The sequence below is a fragment of the Rhodococcoides fascians A25f genome (assembly GCF_000760935.2).
Taxonomy (GTDB): Bacteria; Actinomycetota; Actinomycetes; order Mycobacteriales; family Mycobacteriaceae; genus Rhodococcoides.
The window spans coordinates 1561957-1583199 of sequence record NZ_CP049744.1; the positions used below are offsets into that span (position 1 = coordinate 1561957).

General features: G+C 63.8%; 17 protein-coding genes. 13 read left to right on the plus strand and 4 right to left on the minus strand.

What is annotated here, in order from left to right:
• The first annotated feature begins 44 nt into the window (after positions 1-44).
• A complete protein-coding gene (locus tag BH93_RS07575) occupies positions 45-1736 on the plus strand; it encodes an MDR family MFS transporter (RefSeq protein ID WP_032380493.1) in 1692 nt (563 codons plus the stop codon).
• Between the two features lie 253 nt (positions 1737-1989).
• Here BH93_RS07575 and BH93_RS07580 read toward each other — a convergent pair whose 3' ends face one another.
• A complete protein-coding gene (locus BH93_RS07580; protein ID WP_037171688.1) occupies positions 1990-2655 on the minus strand; it encodes a TetR/AcrR family transcriptional regulator C-terminal domain-containing protein in 666 nt (221 codons plus the stop codon).
• Positions 2656-3073: 418 nt separating this feature from the next.
• On the opposite strand from BH93_RS07580, the gene BH93_RS07585 reads away from it, so the two are divergent.
• The 3 genes from BH93_RS07585 to BH93_RS07595 all read left to right on the plus strand — a co-directional run bounded on the left by BH93_RS07585 (position 3074) and on the right by BH93_RS07595 (position 7399).
• Complete coding sequence (locus BH93_RS07585; RefSeq protein WP_052064842.1) at positions 3074-4507, plus strand: ice-binding family protein; 1434 nt, start codon at positions 3074-3076, stop codon at positions 4505-4507.
• 180 nt (positions 4508-4687) lie between these two features.
• Complete coding sequence (locus tag BH93_RS07590) at positions 4688-5194, plus strand: class F sortase (protein WP_052064841.1); 507 nt, start codon at positions 4688-4690, stop codon at positions 5192-5194.
• Between the two features lie 102 nt (positions 5195-5296).
• Positions 5297-7399 (plus strand): glycosyltransferase family 39 protein, encoded by a 2103-nt coding sequence (locus tag BH93_RS07595; protein ID WP_197914567.1) that lies wholly within the window; start codon positions 5297-5299, stop codon positions 7397-7399.
• 83 nt (positions 7400-7482) lie between these two features.
• On the opposite strand, the gene BH93_RS07600 is transcribed toward BH93_RS07595, so the two are convergent.
• Entirely contained in the window at positions 7483-9342 is a 1860-nt protein-coding gene (locus tag BH93_RS07600) for an HNH endonuclease signature motif containing protein (protein ID WP_037171685.1), read from the minus strand.
• A gap of 190 nt (positions 9343-9532) precedes the next feature.
• Between BH93_RS07600 and BH93_RS07605 the strand changes: the two genes are divergently transcribed.
• Positions 9533-9670, plus strand: coding sequence for a hypothetical protein (locus BH93_RS07605; RefSeq protein WP_155290852.1), 138 nt, complete (start codon positions 9533-9535; stop codon positions 9668-9670).
• Positions 9671-9899: 229 nt separating this feature from the next.
• On the opposite strand, the gene BH93_RS07610 is transcribed toward BH93_RS07605, so the two are convergent.
• The gene (locus BH93_RS07610; protein WP_037171684.1) at positions 9900-10298 is read right to left on the minus strand and encodes an ASCH domain-containing protein; all 399 of its coding nucleotides are present in this window, start codon (positions 10296-10298) and stop codon (positions 9900-9902) included.
• A gap of 7 nt (positions 10299-10305) precedes the next feature.
• Positions 10306-11373, minus strand: a complete 1068-nt coding sequence (locus BH93_RS07615) for an endonuclease/exonuclease/phosphatase family protein (RefSeq protein WP_155290883.1) — start codon at positions 11371-11373, stop codon at positions 10306-10308.
• 100 nt (positions 11374-11473) lie between these two features.
• Here BH93_RS07615 and BH93_RS07620 point away from each other — a divergent pair, with 100 nt between their 5' ends.
• Genes BH93_RS07620 through BH93_RS07655 form a run of 8 tightly spaced genes read left to right on the plus strand, consistent with a single transcriptional unit; the run spans position 11474 to position 21241 of the window.
• Positions 11474-12271 (plus strand): TIGR03084 family metal-binding protein, encoded by a 798-nt coding sequence (locus tag BH93_RS07620; protein ID WP_037171683.1) that lies wholly within the window; start codon positions 11474-11476, stop codon positions 12269-12271.
• Positions 12268-13962, plus strand: a complete 1695-nt coding sequence (locus tag BH93_RS07625; RefSeq protein ID WP_037171682.1) for an acyclic terpene utilization AtuA family protein — start codon at positions 12268-12270, stop codon at positions 13960-13962. Before BH93_RS07620 ends, BH93_RS07625 begins: the two co-directional genes overlap by 4 nt.
• On the plus strand, positions 13959-15107 hold the full coding sequence (locus BH93_RS07630; RefSeq protein ID WP_037171680.1) for an acyl-CoA dehydrogenase family protein: 1149 nt from the start codon (positions 13959-13961) through the stop codon (positions 15105-15107). The genes BH93_RS07625 and BH93_RS07630 overlap by 4 nt, the downstream gene beginning before the upstream one ends.
• The gene (locus BH93_RS07635) at positions 15104-16702 is read left to right on the plus strand and encodes an acyl-CoA carboxylase subunit beta (protein ID WP_037171677.1); all 1599 of its coding nucleotides are present in this window, start codon (positions 15104-15106) and stop codon (positions 16700-16702) included. Before BH93_RS07630 ends, BH93_RS07635 begins: the two co-directional genes overlap by 4 nt.
• A gap of 4 nt (positions 16703-16706) precedes the next feature.
• On the plus strand, positions 16707-18680 hold the full coding sequence (locus tag BH93_RS07640) for an acetyl/propionyl/methylcrotonyl-CoA carboxylase subunit alpha (RefSeq protein WP_037171675.1): 1974 nt from the start codon (positions 16707-16709) through the stop codon (positions 18678-18680).
• A complete protein-coding gene (locus BH93_RS07645) occupies positions 18677-19837 on the plus strand; it encodes an acyl-CoA dehydrogenase family protein (protein ID WP_037171673.1) in 1161 nt (386 codons plus the stop codon). The genes BH93_RS07640 and BH93_RS07645 overlap by 4 nt, the downstream gene beginning before the upstream one ends.
• Positions 19837-20589, plus strand: coding sequence for an enoyl-CoA hydratase family protein (locus BH93_RS07650; protein WP_037171671.1), 753 nt, complete (start codon positions 19837-19839; stop codon positions 20587-20589). Before BH93_RS07645 ends, BH93_RS07650 begins: the two co-directional genes overlap by 1 nt.
• A 25-nt stretch (positions 20590-20614) precedes the next feature.
• The gene (locus BH93_RS07655) at positions 20615-21241 is read left to right on the plus strand and encodes a TetR/AcrR family transcriptional regulator (RefSeq protein WP_032380839.1); all 627 of its coding nucleotides are present in this window, start codon (positions 20615-20617) and stop codon (positions 21239-21241) included.
• Positions 21242-21243: the final 2 nt, after the last annotated feature.

A 21243-nucleotide genomic window follows, 5' to 3' on the forward strand; every position in this document is an offset into this window, starting at 1 on the left:
GTTGTAGGACACAAGCAAACGCTACGTAAAGGTGCACTAAAGAGATGGTAACCGAGCGAGAAGTGACTCCCGCGAGCGGCGAGTATTCGCACCGCGAGATCATGACCATTCTGTCGGGCCTGATGATGGGCATGTTCCTCGCTGCCCTCGACCAGACCATCGTGTCGACGTCTGTGCGCACCATCGCCGACGATCTCAACGGGTTCTCGGTTCTGGCCTGGGTGACAACGGCCTACCTCATCACCTCGACGGTCTCGACCCCGCTCTACGGCAAGCTCTCCGATCTGTACGGGCGCAAGCCGTTCTTCATGACGGCCATTTCGATCTTCGTCGTCGGGTCCATGCTGTGCGGCATCGCGACGTCGATGTACGAGCTCGCCGCCTTCCGCGCGATCCAGGGCCTGGGTGCGGGTGGTCTGATGTCGATGGCGCTGGCCATCATCGGCGATATCGTACCGCCGCGTGAGCGAGCCAAGTACCAGGGCTACTTCCTGGCCGTCTTCGGTACCTCGAGTGTGCTCGGGCCGGTCATCGGTGGGCTGCTCGCAGGGCAGTCGTCGATCCTCGGAATCACCGGTTGGCGTTGGGTTTTCTACATCAACGTGCCGCTGGGCATCATCGCACTCGTGGTGGTGTGGCGAGTGCTGAACCTGCCGGTGTACCGACGCGAAGCGCGCGTCGACTGGTGGGGCGCAGTTCTGCTCAGCGTCGGGCTGGTGCCGCTGCTCATCATCGCCGAGCAGGGTCGTGTGTGGGGCTGGAGCTCGCCGCGAGCGTTGCTGTGCTTCGGAATCGGCATCGTCGGCGTCATCGCGTTCGTGCTCGCCGAGATCAAGATGGGCGACGACGCCCTGATCCCCATGCGGTTCTTCCGAAACCCGTTGTTCTCGTTGTGTATTGCCGTCAGCGTCATTGCCGGTGCCGCAATGTTCGGTGGCATTTCTCTGCTACCGCAGTACCTGCAGGTGGTCAAGGGATCCTCGCCCACTCTGGCCGGCTACCAAACCCTGCCGCTCGTGGGTGCACTGATGATCGCGTCGATCGTCTCGGGTCGCATGATCTCGAAGACGGGGCGCTACAAGATCTTTCCGATCATCGGCACCGCGTTGATGGCGATCGCGATGTTCACGTTCCACTACGTACACGCCGATACTCCGCTGTGGCAGACCATGGTCGTGATGGGCGTGTTCGGTCTCGGTCTCGGTTCGATGATGCAGCCGCTGACGCTCGCGATCCAGAACGCGATGCCGCCCAAGGACATGGGTGTATCGACCTCTGCCGCAACGTTCTTCCGCCAGATCGGTGCGACGGTTGGTGTGGCGGTGTTCCTGTCGATGCTCTTCACTCAGCTGACCCCGAAGACAGGCGATGCACTGATCGCCGCGAGCTCGACGCCGGCCTTCCAGCAAGCGGTGCAGACTGCGGCAAGCAGTTCCGATCCACTGGAATCCGGGTTCGCCCGGGCCATTGCGTCGGGTGACGCCTCGGTCGCCGGGAGTGCGCTGCAGGACAGCTCGTTCATTCAGAAGCTCGAACCCGCACTTGCCGAACCGTTCCGGATCGGCTTCTCGGATGCCATGGACTACGTGTTCCTGGCCGTGTCGATCCTGATGGTCATCGGGTTCGTGCTGGTGCTCTTCCTGAAAGAGGTGCCGCTGCGCACGATGTCGGGGCTGGCTGCAGCGCAGCAGCAGCGAGACGAAGAGAAGGCGAACGAGACCGGGCCTGTGCTGTAAATGCGTTGACTGCCGATGCGGTGACCTCATGGGCACGGACACCATCGCGTTCATCGAGCAGGTGGTCGGCGAACCTACAAGGCTGGCGGGATGCAGAGACGGCGGCGTGGTGGCTCTACCGGTGCGCTGCAGCGACCGGATCCGGTGGAGCGCTTCGTCCGTGCATCGCGATCCTGCTCGACTTCACCTGAGACGCCGCACAGACTCTTACGCTCATTCGCCGGGTCCGGAGCTGCGACGTCGTGGGTCGGAGTCAGGTGTTCGGGATGTGGCGCAGGCCGTTGAACAGGACGTCCAATCCACGGTTCAGTTCGTGGGCACCGTCGTATTCCGTGATGAGCGGGGGGATGACGGACATGATGGGAAAGTCTCCGATCGGCAGTCTGCGCAGCGCGAGGCTCAATCTGTCCCCTGTCTCGTCTGGATGGTCCGTTGTCTCCTGGGTCTCGCTGAGCACATGCCCGCGTAGTAAGGACATCAGCAGCCGGTAGGCCGAGAGTGCTTCGGGGACGGTGAAACCGCCAGTGGCCAGTAAACCGAGGATGCCTTCGAGTGACACCAACGACCTCGTGGTGCCCAGTCCGAGAGGCGTAGCCCGGGGCCGCGTCGCCAGAAGAACTGCCGCCCGCGGGTGTTCGAGGGCGAGCTCACGGTAATGCCGGGCGAAGATGGTCAGCTGACGTCTCCAGTCGGTATCGGTCTCGTCGACCGCTACGAGGCCTCCGAGGATCGAATCGGCGACCGCGTCCAGCAGGGCCTCTTTGGTCGGAACGTAACGGTAGATGGTCATCGGGTCGCGATCGATCGACACGGCCAGACTGCGAATGGTCAGGCTGTCGAGTCCGGTGCCATCGATGATGGACAGGGCGGCTGATACGACGTATTCACGGTCGATCTTGTCCTTGATGTTTGGGCCCATGCGATTGGAGGGTGACAACGAGCGTCACCACCTTTCCGAATTCAGATATAAGCGGTATATCGAAGGTTATCAGACCAAAAACAAACTTGTTGTCCTGCAGGCATTTTCGCTTGACTCGTCAGAATACACATGGTGTGCTGTAGTCCTACACCGTAGAGATACGGGGAAACTCTTTGTTGCGGAGTGGGCCATGAGCCTCCGCTGGTCTTCCATCTCATTCGCTCGGTTGCAGACATTCGGCCGGCGATCCACCGATCTACGGACTCTGCGAGACCTCGACGCCCCTGGTGAAATCCAGTGAACATCGTCGACCGTCGCGGAATCTCACAGTCGACTCTCGTCGGGGGAATCGATGCCCATAATTCGCTGTGCGGCAACAAGTCTCACTCGAACCTCCTCCATCAGATCGGTACACAACATGTACGCTCCGCAACACCGTCCTGCGCTGTCCACATCCCGACGCCAGGGCGCTGCGTTGATTCCTCTCGTCGGCACCGTCGCGCTGGCAACCAGTGCGCTCATGCTGGTCAATGCTTCGGCAGCCGGCGCTCAGCCCACCACCGTCGAGCTCGGTACCGCTGAGAGCTACGCCGTACTCGCCGGCTCCAAGATCACCAACACCGGACCGTCGAAAATCAGCGGAAACGTCGGAGTGAGTCCAGGTGTCGGCGTCGAACCGTTCATCACAGGATTCCCGCCGGGAGAGCTCAGCAGTGGGGTCATCAACGACCGCAATTCTGTTGCAGCACAGGCAAAAGCAGACCTGAGCACAGGATACGACGACGCGGCCGGACGGCCGGGAGCAACCTCGACCGGAGTCGAACTGGGCGGACAGACTCTGCTGGCAGGGTTGTACGGCTCGGGCACGCTCGGCCTCACCGGAACCCTGACACTCGATGCGCAGGGCAAATCGGATGCCGTCTTCATCTTTCAAGCGGCATCGACGCTGATCACGGCATCCGACAGCAGTGTCTCGCTGATCAACGGAGCCAACCCGTGCAACGTGTTCTGGCAGGTCGGAAGCTCGGCCACTCTCGGTACCAATACCGATTTCGTGGGCACGATCATGGCGCGGGCGTCGATCACCGCGACCACGAATGCCGATGTACAGGGACGACTACTGGCTCTGGATGGTGCCGTCACCCTCGACTCGAACACGATCACCAACCCGGGTTGCGGAACCACGGAGCCTCCCGTCACAACTACTCCGCCGGTGACCACGACGCCTCCCGTGACCACTACGCCGCCGGTGACCACTACGCCGCCGGTGACCACAACGCCTCCGGGTGATGGTGGCGGTACCCCGGGCACCCCGGGTGACGGTGGCGGTACGCCGGGCACCCCGGGTGACGGTGGCGGCACCCCGGGCACTCCGGGTGATGGTGGCGGTACGCCGCCGATTGTCATCGAAGTGCCCCCGATTCCGGGTCTGCCTCCGATCCCAGGCATCACGATCCCGCCGATCCCCGGTGTCCCGAACGTGCCGAACCAGCCGAACGTCCCGAACCAGCCCAACGTGCCGAACCAGCCCAACGTGCCGAACCAGCCCAACGTGCCGAACCAGCCGAACGTGCCGAACCAGCCGAATGTGCCGAACCAGCCGAATGTGCCCGATCAGCCGAACACGCCCGGTGTTCCCGACCAGCCGACCACACCTGGTGGCCCGGATCAGCCGGGTACGTACAACCCGGGTGGGCAGATCACGCAGATTCCCAATGGTGGCGTGGATACCGGTGACGGCAGCACCGTCGGACAGTCGACCGATTCGTCGATCGTGACGATGTGGACTCTTCTCGCTCTGTTCACGGTCGGGGCAGTATCGGTCACGATGATGACTCGCCGTCGGCGCTGATCTGTGAGATCCGTAGCCACGGTGTGCGCACCTCCGGCTGAATCTGCTCGCACCGCGACCCCTTCCCGGGGCGCGGTGCGGGCAGTGGCCGCTGCCTGCTTCATGCTCCTGTTGCTTCTTACCGGTTGTGCAACGCCCTCGGACGCGGCGTCGCCGGAACGCACTTCACAGTCGCCGGCCGTGTCCACACAGGCACCCGATACTGCTACCGGTGAGGTTGCAGCGCAGGCAAACTCACCGGCGGCCGGGTCGTCTCCCGCGCGCATCGATATTCCAGCGATCGACGTCGACTCCGACGTGATGGGTCTCGGTCTACGTTCGGACGGTTCGATGGAAGTTCCGCCGGGTGGATTTCCCGCAGGCTGGTACACGGGGTCGCCCATCCCGGGCCAGTTGGGGCCGTCGATCCTTGCCGGACACGTGGATTGGGGCGGTAGCCCGGGAGTCTTCTATCGACTCCGGGATCTCGCGCAAGGTGACGACGTCACCGTCACGGACCAGGATGGCGGTACTGTCCGCTTCGTTGTCAGCGCGGTCGAGCAGTATCCGAAGGACGCGTTTCCCACCGACAAGGTGTACGGCGACATCGATCATGCCGGTCTGCGCCTGATCACCTGTGGCGGCGAGTTCGACTCGGACATCTCCAGCTACGACGACAACATCGTCGTGTACGCCGATCGCGTCTGACCGAGCTCACGCGTTCACAGCAACCTCGCAGGCTGCTCCCAGCCCGGCCGACGGTCCATCGCGCACTCTCGTAGTCGACAACTTCGACGAACAGGATTTGCGATGACTGCCCAAATCGACCGACCGGCCGCGATACCCCCGTCGCACGCCCGCCAGCCGTCCTGGCAGGACACGTGGTGGTATCGCCGCCGGCACCTGCTCGGGCTGCTGATTCTGCTCGCAGCCACCGCAACCCTGTATTTGTGGAACCTGACCGCAAGTGGTTACGCGAACACGTTCTACGCCGCGGCGGTGCAGGCAGGCACCAAGGACTGGACGGCGTGGTTCTTCGGATCACTCGATTCCGAGAACTTCATCACCGTGGACAAGCCACCGGCCGCACTGTGGGTGATGGGACTGTCGGCCCGTCTGTTCGGGTTCTCGAGCTTCAGTCTTCTGCTTCCGCAAGCCTTGATGGGTGTCGCCGCAGTGGCGACGGTGTATGCCTCGGTCAAGCGGGTCGCGAATCCCACTGCCGGCCTGCTCGCCGGCTTCACTCTGGCGTCCGTTCCTGCCGCCGCGCTGATGTTCGATTTCGACAATCCCGACGCGTTGCTGGTGCTGCTCATGACTCTCGGCGGATACTTCGTCGTGCGCTCTCTGCAGACATCGGCCGGTCGACGGGCCGCGATGTGGCTGGCCTTCGCCGGCGTGGCGCTCGGGTTCGCGTTCCTGACGAAGATGTTGCAGGGGCTGCTGGTGTTGCCGGCGTTCGGTCTCACGTATCTGGTTGCCGGACAGGCGCAATTGCGCGCACGACTGCTGCATCTGGTCGGTGCGTTCGCGGCATTGATCGCTGCCGCCGGCTGGTGGGTGGTGACGGTTCAGCTGTGGCCGGAAAGTGCGCGCCCGTACATCGGCGGGTCCACCGACAACACCGTGATGGATCTGGTGCTCGGCTACAACGGGCTCGGTCGTATCTTCGGTAACACCGGTGGAGGCGGCATGGAGGCTCCAGCCGGAATGAGCGCGGGGGCAGCAGGATCGAGCTTCGGAGGGTCGACCGGTCTGGACCGCCTGTTCGGCAGTGAAATGGGAATCCAGATTTCGTGGCTGATCCCTGCTGCTCTGGTGGCGCTGGTCTTCGGTCTGATTGCTCGTGGTCGAGCGCCGCGGACCGACCTGCTGCGTGCATCCCTGATTCTGTGGGGCGGTTGGTTCTTGGTGACGGCGCTGATCTTCAGCTACATGTCCGGCACGATCCACCCGTACTACACGGTCGCGCTCGCTCCTGCACTTGCGGGCATGATCGGAACCGGCGGCTACGCACTGTGGCTTCGGCGCGAATCCATCTGGGGCAGAGCGGGTATGGCGGCGATGATGATTGCGGCCGGCACCTGGAGTTGGGTGCTGCTGCACCGCAACGCGGATTGGCTGCCGGCGTTGAAATGGATTCTGTTGGCGGGAACCATCGTTGCGGCCGTGATGATTCTGCTCGCCGGGCGGTACCGAAAGCTCACTGCCGCTGCGTTGATCCTCGGAGCCGTGGCCGGTCTCGGCGGTGGCGCTTCCTATGCGATCGCCACGACGACGAATGCGCACAGTGGATCCATCCCCACCGCGGGCCCGACCGGTGCAGTCACCGACGGCGGAATGGGTGGTGGTGCTCCTGGTGAGACACGAGCCGGTGAGATGCCCAGCGGTGAAATGCCCAGCGGTGAGATGCCCAGTGGTGCAATGCCAAGTGGCTCAGCACCGGATGGTACTGCGGCTGGCGTTGCCGCCGACGCGGCCGATCTTCCAGCCGGCTTCGGCACCGGTGACGGTGCCACGGCTGGTGGCACGGGCGGTATGGGTGGCATGGGCGGTGAGTCCAACGAAGAGTTGACGACGCTCCTCGAGTCCACGTCGACGACATGGTCTGCTGCAGTGAACGGTTCGCAGTCGGCTGCGGGGTACGAGTTGGCGTCCGATACGGCAGTGATGGCGATCGGTGGATGGAGCGGCGATCCTGCCCCGACACTCGACGAATTCATCCAGTACGTCTCCAACCACGAAGTCGCCTACTACGTGTCGGGCGGAATGGGTGGCGGCATGGCTCGTGGGGGAATGGGCGGCGACTCGACGAGCACTTCCTCGCAGATCCAGGAATGGGTCGAGGCGAACTTCACCGCCAGCACCGTCGGTAGCGCGACGGTGTACGACCTCAGTACCTACACGGGCTGACACCCGGACACCGATCAGGCACAGTTGTTCCACCGCAGACACTTCGACTGCGGTGGAACTTCTGCGTACTGACCCGAGATCCATCAGAAGGGCGGAGGATCACCGTCGGACGCTGACGTAGGTACTGGCGCGGGCTGCGGCTGAACGATCCCAAAGCCCGAGGTATCCGCCTGCATCGCTTGACCTTTGGGCCTGCGATAGACGGCGGGCAGATGGCTCAGGTCTGCGAGTTGCGTGGTGCCGGGAACAGTGATCGCTGTGGTGCCGGCATTCGAGACCCAGAACTCGACACCATCGGCGAGCATCACCGGTGTCCACAGCCCCATGGTCTTGAGACTGTGGTGATAGCGACACAGGCAATGCAGATTGGTGTCGATGGTCCAGCCACCGGTCGCAGGATCGCGATGAAAGTACGGCACGATGTGGTCGATCTCGCATTGCTGGGCCGCGACATCGCAGCCCGGGTGCCGACAGGTGCGGTCGCGATATCGAATGCGTTCTGCAAGTGAGACAGTCGGCCGATAGACGAGGGCTCCGGGTGGCGGCAGCAGCAGACCTCCGTGACCGTCCGGGTGCAGGGCGAGCCCAAGAGTTGGATCGGCGGCGATTGCTGCTTCGAGTTCTGCAACAAAGGTGTAAGTGCCCCGATACGGAGTGACGACACAGCTGTTCCGTGGTGGAGGCGCGGAAGTCTGCGATCTGGGCGGGCAAGGAATTGCGGCGCCGTCTCGGCGACGTCCGCGCCCCAGAGGATGAAACATCATGTGTGACCCGCTGCCCTCGGACCTGCTGTTCTTTGTCTTGCGTACCTTCGATCCTCTGGACTTCTTCTGGTCACCTCTCGATCCGCTGTGGTTCATCCTGCTGCTGCCGCTGTCGGCCCTGCTTTCTGCACCCTTGTCGTCAGTGTCAGTGTCAGTGTCAGTGCCAGTGCCAGTGTCGGTCTCGAGGTCGATGAGCGACTCCAGGTCTTCGCCGTAACCGAGTGCCTCGGCAAGGTTGCGTGCCTCGGTGAGAAGAATTTGCCAGTGAGCGTTGTCGGCGAGTTCGCGGGCGTACTCGGCATCGATGGTGCCGTGGCCGGCCAGGTGGGCAGGATCGGACAGCAGACCGGCGAGAGTGGCGAGATCGACAGTGATCACGGTCAGTGGGGCGCGTCGATCGGGCCGCGCGGTATCGGCCGTACACGGATTGTCGTCATCGGGTTCGCACATGCATTCCATCGACGACTCTTGCTGCAGCAGAGCCACATACGCGGCCGCACGCTTCTGTCCTCGGGTACGCGGATCACGTCGGCACACGGTCGCGGCCATCTCGTTGATCAACTGCCAGGCAGCTGCGGCGTCGGCGGCGGTGAGATCGGCCTTGAGCGTCGAGAGCACGTCCTTGTCGGTGTAGGTGACGTTGGTATGCCGTTCCAGGTCGTTGCGTAAAGCGGCCGCTTGCTCGGGTGCGATGCGGTACATGATCGACCAGATTTCGGTCGCGAGCGGACCGGGCGGCAGGCGTCGGGCAGCGCGCAGAACCTCGCCTTCGACGGCGGCCGCCGCGTCCTGCGTCAGATTGTGGGTACAGCGGTATATCGCACGGACTCGGGGCAAATCGAGTTCGCCGGCCTCGAATGCGGCCGCGATGGAAGGAAGTCGAAGCCGAAGGTCCATCCCGACCTCGGCGTACGTGTTCGCGACGGTCTTCGAGCAGCCCAGAACGTGCGCAATTTCGGAAGCCGCATAGTTGCCCGCGTCCTGAATGACATCACCGACGAGCACGTTCTGATGAATGCAAGTATCCCAGATGGCGGCGGCCAGAGCGACCTTGCGAGCGCACGCCTGGTTCTCCAGAATCGTGACATCCCGCATCTCGGCCAACGAAGCAGGCGCGATGTACGGCTTCGATTGCGGCCCGAGATAGGCCGCGAATCGACTGCGTGCAGGTGTGGTCACTGTGTCTTCGCCCCCCCGGCAGATGTTCCGACCAACTATAGAACGTATGTTCGATGGTACCGAGATGTGAACCAGCCGTCAACCCCAATCATGTTGCAATGAAGAAGGTTTGGAGATGAAGTGTCAATACACCCACTCACCGACAACGCTGTTTGACCCGGACGTCGCGTCAGGCCTCAGGATGGTGATCATGAACGAGAACTACCCCGCCTTCGAGGTGAGATCCGTACCGATTCCGGGCCCAGACGCCACCGCGCCCGAGCTGTTTCGTGGCCTGTACGGCATGCCCATGTTCGTCACAATCCCCACGGCGAATCTCGCGGAGTGACCGAATTCTGGATCGATGCTCTGGGTGTCCTCGAGTTCTTCGCGATCCCCGGTCGACTGGTTCACCTGCGTCCTCGACCAGCTCGACGCCATAGTCGAGACCTACACATAAATCCGACCCGGCTCGGTTGCCGGGCCGCACACTCGACCATGGAATTCCGTCGAACTCGAGATCCACACTCCGGAAAATGCGTTGGTCATCATGGCAGCGGCACGGCCGCGGGCCACGCTCACACGAGTGTGAATCGCTCCAGTACCACCCGAGTGTCGTCGTTCACGGTGAAGTTCGGATCTCCCAGTTCCTCGCGAACCTCGGCCGATTGCCAGAATCTTTGGTGTCCGGCTCGCCACTGCGCCACATCGGCGTAACCTTCACCCTCGTCGAGGGCGTGCTGCAGCGAAACAACCTTCAGTGCAACGACATCGACGGCAGTGGTCTCGATGATCCCCACCGTCCGGCCCGCCGAGTCGATCACCGCACCGCGTTGGCCGACCTTCGGCAACTCTTCGTCGGTGTACTGGACCACCAGACTTGCCGTCGTGGTCTTGGCACCGGACAGGACGGCCGCAACCAGGGCGTCCCGCAAGGGACCCGGGTATGCGAATTCGACAATCGGTAGATCGGTCACTCACACATCATATTTCGAGATCGGTCCACACCAGTCGATGGTCCGAGGGATGCTCCGGCTGGTCCGGCCAGTACACCTGAGAGTCGACCACCGTCAGATCGTCCGACGGCAGCACGTAGTCCACGCGAAGGTCACCCGGCGTCGGATCTGCGAAATCGGCTGTGTCCGTCCCATGTCCATCGGACATGGGGGCCGGATCCTGAACCCGTGGGAGATCGAGAACCTGCGCGATGGCACCCGCAACCGAATCGCCGTCGACCGGATCGCTGTTCTGGTCACCCAGCATCACGAACGAGGCACCCTGTTCCAACCCGCCGCGCACGCCTCTGTCGTCGTACAGGTAATCCGCGCCCGAGATGTAGTCGGCACTGAGCCGGATCTCGTCGTGGTTGCGTTTGCCGTTGCGGTTCTCGGGACCATCGAAAGACGGGGGAGTGGGGTGCGAGGCCAGTACGTGCAGCGTCTTGCCGTTCACGTCGATCGGCACGTCCCAATGCGATTTGCTGGACAGACGCAGAGCGTCGGACACCTCTCCGTAATAGTCGCGCGGCAGCAGGGAATCCGGCATGTCCTTCCACAGGAAGTTCTGGAACGTGCGTACCGAATCGGTCGCGATCGGATACTTCGAGTACACGACCATGCCGTACTGACCTGGGAATTGCCCGAATCCCCAGGCATCGCCCGGACCGCCGAGCGCGCCGTCCCTGTCCAGGTCGAGTCCCGAGTCGACCCCGGTGTTCACGGGCGCAGTGAAGGAGTACGGGTACTGCTTGTCCAGATAGTTGTCGTTGAAGAGCCTCACCGCATCGTCACCCGAGTAATCGAACTCGTTGACCAACAACACATCCGGCGAGTTCGCCGAGATCACATCGGCCGCCGCGCGGGCCTGAGCATTCTCGCCCTGCAGGTCGGTCACCAACTGCCCGGCCGCTGATCGATTGAGGCTCGCATTGAACGTCGCGACCCGAATGCTCGACGGTTCCTCGGGGGCCGGGTCCGCAGCGGTTGGATTCACAGAGGAGCAACCGGCGGCCATGAAAGCGAGGGTAACGGTGACGGCTGCGAGTCTCGACATTTTCACAGTCGTCACCGTAGGGACGGCAAGCGAACGTAAGGTTACGAATTAACAAGCAAGCGTGCTTGCTTTTTTCTCGTGCCTTTGTGAAGCTGGACCCATGGCAGACCTCGACACACTCGTCGGCGACCTCCGTGCCGAGGGCGACGACCTCGATGCGCTCGTCGCCGAACTGACATCAGAGCTGTGGGCGGCACCGACACCGGCCGAGGGCTGGACGATCGCACACCAGATCGCACATCTGTCCTGGACGGATCACGTCGCGGAGCGAACCACGTCCGCAGCATCGGGCGATGCCGCGGCCAAGGAGGAGTTCGCTCTCACTTTGAAGAAAGCGTGGGAAAACCCCACCGGTTTCGTCGACGAGGCTGCGGAGGAAGAAGCTCGCAATCCCGAACTACTGACCATCTGGCGTACCCGACGCCACGCCATGACCGATGCTCTGGTGCAGGTACCGCCCGGAACCAAGATCGACTGGTTCGGACCCCCGATGAGTGCGGCGTCCATGGCCACTGCGCGCCTGATGGAGACCTGGGCCCACGGCCAGGATGTCGCCGACGCACTGGGCGTCTCCCGTGTGCCCACCGACCGGATCCGCGGGGTCGCGCACATCGGAGTCCGTACAAGGGATTTCGCCTACGCGGTCAATCAGCAGACACCTCCCATCGAACAGTTCCGCGTCGAACTCAGCGCGCCCTCGGGTGAGCTATGGACCTGGGGCCCCGAAGACGCCGCGCAGCGCGTGAGCGGATCGGCGCTCGACTTCTGCCTCCTCGTGACCCAGCGTGCTCATCGCGACACCCTCGACGTCACTGCCGAGGGATCCGACGCCGCGCACTGGCTCACCATCGCCCAAGCCTTCGCAGGCCCTCCAGGATCGGGACGAGAGAAAGCATGACCGTACGAATCGGCAACTGTTCGGGCTTCTACGGAGACCGCCTCTCGGCCATGCGCGAGATGCTCGAGGGCGGCGAACTCGACTACCTCACCGGCGATTACCTCGCCGAGCTCACGATGCTCATCCTCGGCCGCGACCGGATGAAGGATGCGACCCGTGGCTACGCCAAAACCTTTCTGCGCCAGGCCGAGGATTGCCTGGGACTGGCACTCGACAAGGGTGTCAAGATCGTCGCCAACGCCGGTGGTCTGAATCCACGTGGCTTGGCCGAGGCGCTGGAGAAGCTCGACTCCGGTGCCAACATCGCGTATGTCGATGGCGACGACCTTCTCGGCAGGGCGGCCGAACTAGGCCTCGGCAACCCGCTGACCGCAAATGCCTACCTCGGCGCGTGGGGCATCGTGGAATGCTTGAACTCCGGTGCCGACGTCGTGGTCACCGGGCGCGTCACCGATGCCAGCGTGATCGTGGGACCCGCTGCGGCGCACTTCGGTTGGACGCCGACCGACTACGACGCCCTGGCCGGTGCCGTGATCGCCGGACATGTCATCGAGTGCGGAACTCAGGCGACGGGCGGGAACTACTCGTTCTTCACCGAGATCGCGGACATGTCTCGGCCGGGCTTCCCGATCGCCGAGATCGAGTCCGACGGTTCGTCCGTCATCACCAAGCACGAGGGCACCGGTGGGGCTGTCAGCGTCGGCACTGTGACCGCTCAGCTGCTGTACGAAATCACCGGCGGCCGCTACGCGAACCCCGATGTCACCGCGCGGATCGATTCAGCGATCCTGGCGCAGGAGTCCAGCGATCGGGTGTCCATCACCGGCGTGACCGGCGAAGCGCCGCCGCCCACCTACAAGGTCTCGCTCAATGCGCTCGGCGGCTTCCGCAACGAATTCACGATGGTGCTCACCGGCCTCGACATCGAGGCCAAAGCGGCACTGGCACAACGGCAATTCGAGTCCTGGCTCACGGCCCGTCCGACCGAATTGGACTGGACCCTGGTGCGTACCGACAAGCCGGACGCCGAGACGGAAGAGACGGCCAGCGCCTTGCTGCGCTGCGTGGCCCGCGACAGCAACCCCGACGCCGTCGGACGTCAGTTCTCGGCGGTTGCAGTCGAACTCGCACTGGCGAGCTACCCCGGATTCTCGGTGACCGCACCGCCGGGAAATGGAGCGCCGTACGGAGTGTTCACGGCAGGTTTCGTCGACGCGAACCAGGTGCCGCACGTTGCGCATCTCGCCGACGGCACCGAAAGCGCCATCGCACCGTCGACGGACACGCGGGCGTTGGAACCCCTCGATGAACCGACGCTCCCGGCACCGAGAGCAGCCGAAGCGACCATCCGACTACCACTGGGAACCGTCGCCGCGGCCCGAAGCGGCGACAAGGGCGGCAACGCCAACGTCGGAGTCTGGGTCCGCACCGACGACGAATTCTCCTGGCTCGTCCACGCATTGACGGTCGAGACCCTGAAAGAGATGTTGCCCGAGGCAGAGCAACTCACCGTCACCCGGCACGTGCTGCCGAATCTGCGGGCCGTGAACTTCGTCATCGAGGGCATCCTCGGCCAAGGCGTGGCATCGCAGGCCAGGTTCGATCCACAGGCCAAGGGGCTCGGTGAATGGCTGCGGTCGCGGCACATCGACATCCCCGAAACGATTGCTTACAAAGGAGAACTCGGATGAGCATCTGGACGACGCCCGAGCGTCAGCAGCTTCGCAAGACCGTCCGTAGCTTCGTCGAGCAGGACATCGCGCCGCACATGAATCAGTGGGAGACCGACGGCGAGATCCCGCGCGATCTGCACAAGAAGGCGGCAGCTCTCGGTTTGATCGGTGCCGGCTTTCCCGAGGAGGTCGGCGGGGACGGCGGAGACCTGGCCGACGCGGTCGTGATCTGCGAGGAGATGCATCAGGCCGGTGCATCGGGCGGACTGTTCGCATCGCTGTTCACCAGCGGAATCGCGTTGCCGCACTTGGTTGCCGCGGGTGACGCCGACCAGATCGAGAAGTGGGTGCGGCCCACGCTGGCCGGCGAGAAGATCGGATCGCTCGCGATCACCGAGCCCGGTGGCGGCTCCGACGTCGGCCACCTCAGGACGAAGGCTGTCAGGGATGGCGAGCACTACGTCGTCAACGGATCGAAGACGTACATCACCTCCGGGTGTCGAGCCGATTTTGTCGTCACCGCGGTCCGCACCGGCGGCGAGGGTGCGGCCGGTGTCTCGCTGCTCGTCATCGAGAAGGGCACACCCGGGTTCGAGGTCACCAGCAAGCTCGACAAGATGGGCTGGCGCGCATCCGATACCGCCGAGCTCTCGTTCGTCGACGCTCGCGTGCCGGTGAGCAACCTGGTCGGTGCCGAGAACAGTGGCTTCGCGCAGATCGCGCAGGCGTTTCTCACCGAGCGCATCGCACTCGCGGCCCAGGCCTACGCCAGCGCGCAACGGTGCCTCGATCTCACTCTGCAGTGGGTCCGCGATCGGGAGACGTTCGGAAAGCCGCTCATCGCACGGCAATCCGTACAGAACACCGTCACCGAGATGGCGCGCAAGATCGACATCGCCCGCGTCTACACCCGTTCCCTCGTCGAGCGGTCCTTGCAGGAGAACCAGGACTTCATCGCCGAGGTCTGCTTCGCGAAGAACACCGCCGTCGAATCCGGAGAATGGGTCGCCAATCAGGCGGTACAACTCTTCGGTGGACTCGGCTACATGCGCGAGAGCGAAGTCGAGCGTCAGTACCGTGACATGCGCATCCTCGGTATCGGCGGCGGAACCACCGAAATCCTCACCGGACTGGCAGCAAAACGATTGGGGTACCAGGCATGAGCGTGCTGAAGTCCACCCTCGACACCGCATCGGAACAGTTCACCGGTGCCACCGAGGCCATGAACACCAAACTCGCCGAGATCGACGCCGAACACGACAAGGCTCTCCTCGGCGGCGGCGAAAAGTACGTGGCGCGGCACAAGAAGCGCGGCAAGCTACTTGCCCGCGAGCGTATCGAGCTGTTGATCGACGAGGACTCCGCGTTTCTCGAACTCTGCCCACTTGCAGCCTGGGGCAGCGACTTTCCTGTCGGGGCCAGCACCGTCATGGGCATCGGCGTCGTGTGCGGAGTCGAGTGCCTCATCGTCGCCAACGATCCGACGGTCCGCGGTGGAGCCAGCAACCCGTGGACTCTCAAGAAGGGGTTCCGCGGCAACGACATTGCGACCCAGAACCGACTGCCGGTGATCTCCCTGGTCGAATCCGGCGGTGCCGATCTGCCGACCCAGAAGGAGGTGTTCATCCCCGGCGGACGCATGTTCCGCGATCTGACGCAGCTGTCGGCTGCGGGCATTCCCACGATCGCGTTGGTGTTCGGTAACTCCACTGCCGGCGGCGCGTACATTCCCGGGATGTCCGATCACGTGGTCATGATCAAGGAACAATCCAAAGTGTTCCTCGCCGGCCCGCCGCTGGTGAAGATGGCCACCGGTGAGGACTCCGACGACGAGTCGCTCGGCGGGGCCGAGATGCATGCCCGAAAGTCCGGTCTCGCAGACTATTTCGCCGTCGACGAACAGGATGCCATCCGTATCGGACGCAGCATCGTCTCCCGGTTGAACTGGAAGAAGAAGGGCCCGGAGCCGCGCGCCGAGATCATCGAGCCGCTGGCCGACCCCGAGGATCTGCTCGGCATCGTCACTACCGACCTGAAGATCCCGTTCGACCCCCGCGAGGTGATCGCCCGCATCGTCGACGGCTCCGATTTCGACGAATTCAAGCCCATGTACGGCGGCTCGCTCGTCACCGGATGGGCCGAGCTGCACGGCTATCCCATCGGCATCCTGGCCAATGCACGCGGTGTGCTGTTCAGCGAGGAATCGCAGAAGGCGACGCAGTTCATCCAGCTCGCCAACCGGTCGAACACGCCACTGTTGTTCCTGCACAACACCACCGGGTACATGGTCGGCAAGGAATACGAGGAAGGCGGGATGATCAAGCACGGCTCGATGATGATCAACGCCGTCTCCAACTCGACGGTTCCGCACATCTCGATCCTGCTCGGTGCGTCCTACGGTGCCGGTCACTACGGCATGTGCGGCCGCGCCTTCGACCCGCGATTCCTGTTCGCCTGGCCGTCGAGCAAATCTGCCGTCATGGGCGGCGCGCAACTCGCCGGTGTCATCTCCATCGTCGGACGCGCCGCTGCCGAGGCCCGCGGTCAGGCATTCGACGCAGAGGCCGATGCCGGCATGCGCGCGATGATCGAGGCACAGATCGAAGCCGAGTCGCTGCCCATGTTCCTCTCCGGACGCCTCTACGACGACGGCGTCATCGATCCTCGTGATACCCGCACGGTAGTGGGAATGTGCCTGTCGGCCATCGCCTCTGCCCCGATCGAAGGCACCGCCAACTTCGGTGTCTTCCGGATGTGAAGCCATGACAGTATCGTCCGTCCTCGTAGCCAACCGCGGCGAAATTGCCCGCCGCGTCTTCACCACCTGCCGCGCCGAAGGCATCGACACCGTCGCGGTGTTCTCCGACGCAGACGCCAACTCCCCGCACGTGCGCGAGGCGGACTCCGCTGTGCGCCTACCCGGCAACAGCTCGTCGGAGACCTACCTTCGTGGCGACCTCGTCATCGCCGCCGCGGTACACGCCGGGGCCGACGCTGTGCACCCGGGATACGGATTCCTCTCCGAGAACGCGGAATTCGCCCGACAGGTACTCGACGCCGGCTTGACGTGGATCGGGCCGCCGGTCAAGGCCATCGAGCTGATGGGCTCGAAGGTCGAGTCCAAGAAGATGATGGCCGACGCCGGAGTGCCGGTACTGATGCAGCTCGATCCCGAGTCCGTCACCGAGAACGAACTCCCGGTGCTGATCAAAGCCTCCGCTGGTGGCGGTGGTCGCGGTATGCGGATCGTGCGCAGCCTCGACACGCTGCAGTCCGAAATCGAAGCTGCGGGGCGAGAAGCGCTGTCGGCGTTCGGTGACGGAACGGTGTTCGTCGAGCGCTACATCGAGACCGGCCGACACATCGAAGTTCAGGTCATGGCCGACCGGTTCGGCACCGTGTGGACAGTGGGCGAGCGTGAGTGCTCGATCCAACGTCGTCACCAGAAGGTCGTCGAAGAAGCGCCGTCACCGCTCGTCGAACGCATCGACGGTATGCGCGAGAAACTCTTCGATGCAGCAACACTCGCCACCGAGGCCATCGGCTACGAGGGTGCGGGCACCGTCGAATTCCTCGCCGACGAGAAGGGCAACTTCTTCTTCCTGGAGATGAACACTCGTCTGCAGGTGGAGCACCCGGTCACCGAATGCACGACGGGTCTGGATCTGGTGGCGCTGCAGATTCGGGTGGCGGCGGGGGAGCGGTTGCCCGCCGAGCAGCCGGCGACGAGCGGCCACTCCATCGAAGTTCGCCTCTACGCGGAGGATCCGGCTCAGGACTGGCAGCCGCAGAGCGGTGCCGTGCATCGATTCGAGATTCCCGGTGCGCAGTTCGAGGTGCTGGACCGGGCCGGAATCAGAGTCGATTCCGGCGTCGAGTCCGGCAGTGTGGTGAGCACGCATTACGACCCGATGCTCGCGAAGGTCATCTCGTTCGCACCGACGCGCGACCAGGCGGCGAATCTGCTGGCGAAAGCGTTGCAGCGAGCCACTATTCATGGACTGAAAACCAACCGAGATCTGCTGGTCAACATCCTGCGGCACCCGTCGTTTCTGGCCGGCGACACCGACACCGCCTTCTTCGATACCCACGGCCTCGATGTGCTGTCGCTACCGATCGCCCAGGGTCGCGGCGTGGAGCTGTCGGCGCTCGCCGCAGCGCTCGCGGACGCGGCGCACAACACGGCGAAGGCACGTGTGAACCGTGGACTACCCGGCGGCTGGCGCAACCTCCGGTCGCAGCCGCAGCGAAAGACCTACGACGACAGGACGGTCGAATACTCGATCGGACGCGGCGGCCTCGCCTCCTCGGTGGACGGTGTCTCGCTGGACGGCGTCGAACTCGTCGAGCACACACCGACATCGGTGACGCTCGACGACGGTGGCATCAGGCGCATCTTCGAGGTGCACAGATACGGGTCGAACGTGTTCGTCGATTCTGCGCTCGGACCGGTCCGTCTGGTCCGGGCCCCGCGGTTCACCGACCCCACCGACGAGGTGGCTGCGGGGTCGCTGCTGGCTCCGATGCCGGGCAGCGTCATCAGAATCGCTGCTGCGCAGGGCGATACCGTCACCGCGGGTCAACCGATCCTGTGGCTCGAGGCGATGAAGATGGAACACACAGTGACCGCACCTGCAGATGGTGTGCTCACCGAATTGAACGTCACAGAAGGTCAGCAAGTCGAAGTCGGTGCTGTTCTTGCCGTGGTCACAGAAAAGGGAGCGGAGCAATCATGAGTTTCATCGAGACCGAAGAGCAGAAGGGGCTGCGCAACGCAGTCGCGTCGTTGGGCAAGCGCTACAACTACATCGACTACGTTCTGCCCAAAGCGCGCAAGGGTGAGCCACTGACCGAACTGTGGAACGAGGCGGGGAAGCTCGGGTTCCTCGGCGTCAATCTTCCCGAGGAATACGGCGGTGGCGGTGCCGGGATCTACGAGCTCGCGCTGGTCCAGGAAGAGCTTGCCGCGCACGGTGCCGGTCTGTTGCTCGTCGTCGTCAGCCCGGCGATCTGCGGCACCATCATCGGCAAGTACGGCACGGCAGATCAGAAGCAGGAGTGGCTCACCGCTCTCGCCGACGGGTCCAAGATCATGGTCTTCGGGATCACCGAGCCCGACGCCGGATCCAACTCGCATCAGATCACCACCACCGCGCGCCGAGATGGCGACGAGTGGATTCTCAAGGGCAACAAGATCTACATCTCCGGTGTCGACCAGGCCGATGCGGTCCTCATCGTCGCGCGGACCGAGGATTCCAAGACCGGCAAGCTCAAGCCGGCCCTGTTCATCGTGCCCACCGACGCTCCGGGACTGCAGAAGACGCAGATGGAGATGGACATCGTCGAGCCCGATCACCAGTTCGTGCTGTTCCTCGACGACGTCCGGCTGCCCGCCGAGGCACTCGTCGGTGAGGCCGACGCCGCTCTGATGCAGCTGTTCGCGGGCCTGAACCCCGAACGCATTCTCGGGGCCGCGATGGCCATCGGAATGGGCCGGTACGCCATCGACGCAGCGGTGAAGTACGCCAAGGAGCGCACGGTCTGGATGACGCCGATCGGCGCGCACCAGGGTCTGTCTCATCCGTTGGCGCAGTGCAAGATCGAGCTCGAGCTCGCCAAGCTGATGATGCAGAAAGCGGCGGTGCTGTACGACTCCGGCGACGATTTCGGTGCGGCCGAGGCTGCGAACATGGCCAAGTACGCTGCCGCCGAGGCCAGTATCAAGGCGCTCGATCAGGCGATCCAGACCCACGGTGGTGCCGGCTTGAGCAGCGAGTACGGATTGGCTGCGATGCTCGGGGCCGCCCGTATCGCCCGTGTGGCTCCGGTGAGCAGGGAGATGATCCTCAACTTCGTGAGCCAGCACTCGCTCGGACTGCCCAGGAGCTACTGATGGCCGTTCTCGTCGAGTCGGGCAAAGACACAGCGTATTTGACGTTGGATTCGCCGCAGAACCGAAACGCGCTGTCGTCAGTGTTGGTCGAGGAGCTGACAGCGGGCCTCATCGCTGCGGCGCACGACGACGACGTCAGAACGATCGTGCTCGGCCACACCGGCACCACGTTCTGTGCCGGAGCCGACCTCCGAGAAGCCGGATCGTCACCGGAGCTGCGCACCCGGCAGATGCTCGACCTGATGCGGTTGATCATCGACACCCCTAAACCCGTCGTCGTGCAGATCGACGGGCATGTGCGCGCAGGTGGAATGGGGCTCGTCGCGGCCTGCGATATTGCGGTCGCCGGACCCCAGAGTTCGTTCGCGCTGACGGAGGTTCGCCTCGGCCTGGCGGCATCGGTCATCTCCGTTGCTGTGCTGCCGCGGCTTTCGTCTCGTGCGGCGAGTCGCTACTTCCTCACCGGGGAGACGTTCGACGGTGCTACCGCCGAGGCGATCGGTCTGGTCACGTTGGCCGACGCCGTTCCCGCGGCAGCGGTGGCCGACTACATGATCATGTTTCGGAAGTGTTCGCCGCAGGGCCTGGCCGAGTCCAAACAGCTCACCACCGCGGCGATCCGACGCGAGATCGACGAGCGAGGGACGGCAGTCGCCGAGCAATCGGCCAGGTTGTTTGCATCGGACGAGGCCCGAGAGGGGATGATGTCCTTTCTGGAGAAGAGACCTCCGTCCTGGGCGGTCGAAAAGTAGGTCGAGAAGGAGCAGGGAGATGGTGATGGCGCGCGAACCCAAGCAGGACCGCAGCAGGGTGACGCGCCAGCGACTGCTCGAGGCGACGATCGACTCGCTCGCCGAGCAGGGCTGGGTCGCAACGACGGTCGGTGTCGTCGCCGAGCGCGCCGGGGTCTCGCGCGGTGCGACCCAACACCATTTCCCGACGCGTGAGGACCTCATCACCGGGGCCCTCGAGTACATGTTCGACACTCGAATGGACGACGCGCGGCGCGAAGCACAGGACATTCCGCCGGGGCCGGGGCGGACGAAGCTCGTCGTGGAGCGGCTCGTCGAGTACTACACCGGCCCGATGTTCAAAGCGGCTCTGCAGGTGTGGACGGCCGCCTCCGCCGATCCCGAGTTGCGCGATCGAATCGTGCCCCTCGAAGAACGGTTCGGTCGCCGTGCCCACCAGATGGCCGTCGAGAACCTCGGGGTCGACGACAACGACCCCGTGACCCACCGACTGGTGCAGGCGACCCTCGACCTCGCCCGTGGTTTGGGACTTGCCGATGTGCTCACCGACGATGCGCGTCGACGCGTCGAAATCGTCCGCACGTGGGCCGATGTTCTCGACGCATCGCTCGGCGCGAGACACTCCGTCGTCGCCGGTTCGGTAGCTGGGTAGAA

Bases quoted from the DNA above. Each gene is read 5' to 3' on its own strand.
- BH93_RS07655 (WP_032380839.1), top strand. From the start codon at position 20,615: ATGGCGCGCGAACCCAAGCAGGACCGCAGCAGGGTGACGCGCCAGCGA.
- BH93_RS07650 (WP_037171671.1), top strand. From the start codon at position 19,837: ATGGCCGTTCTCGTCGAGTCGGGCAAAGACACAGCGTATTTGACGTTG.
- BH93_RS07595 (WP_197914567.1), top strand. From the start codon at position 5,297: ATGACTGCCCAAATCGACCGACCGGCCGCGATACCCCCGTCGCACGCC.
- BH93_RS07625 (WP_037171682.1), top strand. From the start codon at position 12,268: ATGACCGTACGAATCGGCAACTGTTCGGGCTTCTACGGAGACCGCCTC.
- BH93_RS07605 (WP_155290852.1), top strand. From the start codon at position 9,533: ATGAACGAGAACTACCCCGCCTTCGAGGTGAGATCCGTACCGATTCCG.
- BH93_RS07575 (WP_032380493.1), top strand. From the start codon at position 45: ATGGTAACCGAGCGAGAAGTGACTCCCGCGAGCGGCGAGTATTCGCAC.
- BH93_RS07615 (WP_155290883.1), bottom strand. From the start codon at position 11,373: ATGTCGAGACTCGCAGCCGTCACCGTTACCCTCGCTTTCATGGCCGCC.
- BH93_RS07580 (WP_037171688.1), bottom strand. From the start codon at position 2,655: ATGGGCCCAAACATCAAGGACAAGATCGACCGTGAATACGTCGTATCA.
- BH93_RS07635 (WP_037171677.1), top strand. From the start codon at position 15,104: ATGAGCGTGCTGAAGTCCACCCTCGACACCGCATCGGAACAGTTCACC.
- BH93_RS07630 (WP_037171680.1), top strand. From the start codon at position 13,959: ATGAGCATCTGGACGACGCCCGAGCGTCAGCAGCTTCGCAAGACCGTC.
- BH93_RS07585 (WP_052064842.1), top strand. From the start codon at position 3,074: ATGTACGCTCCGCAACACCGTCCTGCGCTGTCCACATCCCGACGCCAG.
- BH93_RS07620 (WP_037171683.1), top strand. From the start codon at position 11,474: ATGGCAGACCTCGACACACTCGTCGGCGACCTCCGTGCCGAGGGCGAC.
- BH93_RS07645 (WP_037171673.1), top strand. From the start codon at position 18,677: ATGAGTTTCATCGAGACCGAAGAGCAGAAGGGGCTGCGCAACGCAGTC.
- BH93_RS07640 (WP_037171675.1), top strand. From the start codon at position 16,707: ATGACAGTATCGTCCGTCCTCGTAGCCAACCGCGGCGAAATTGCCCGC.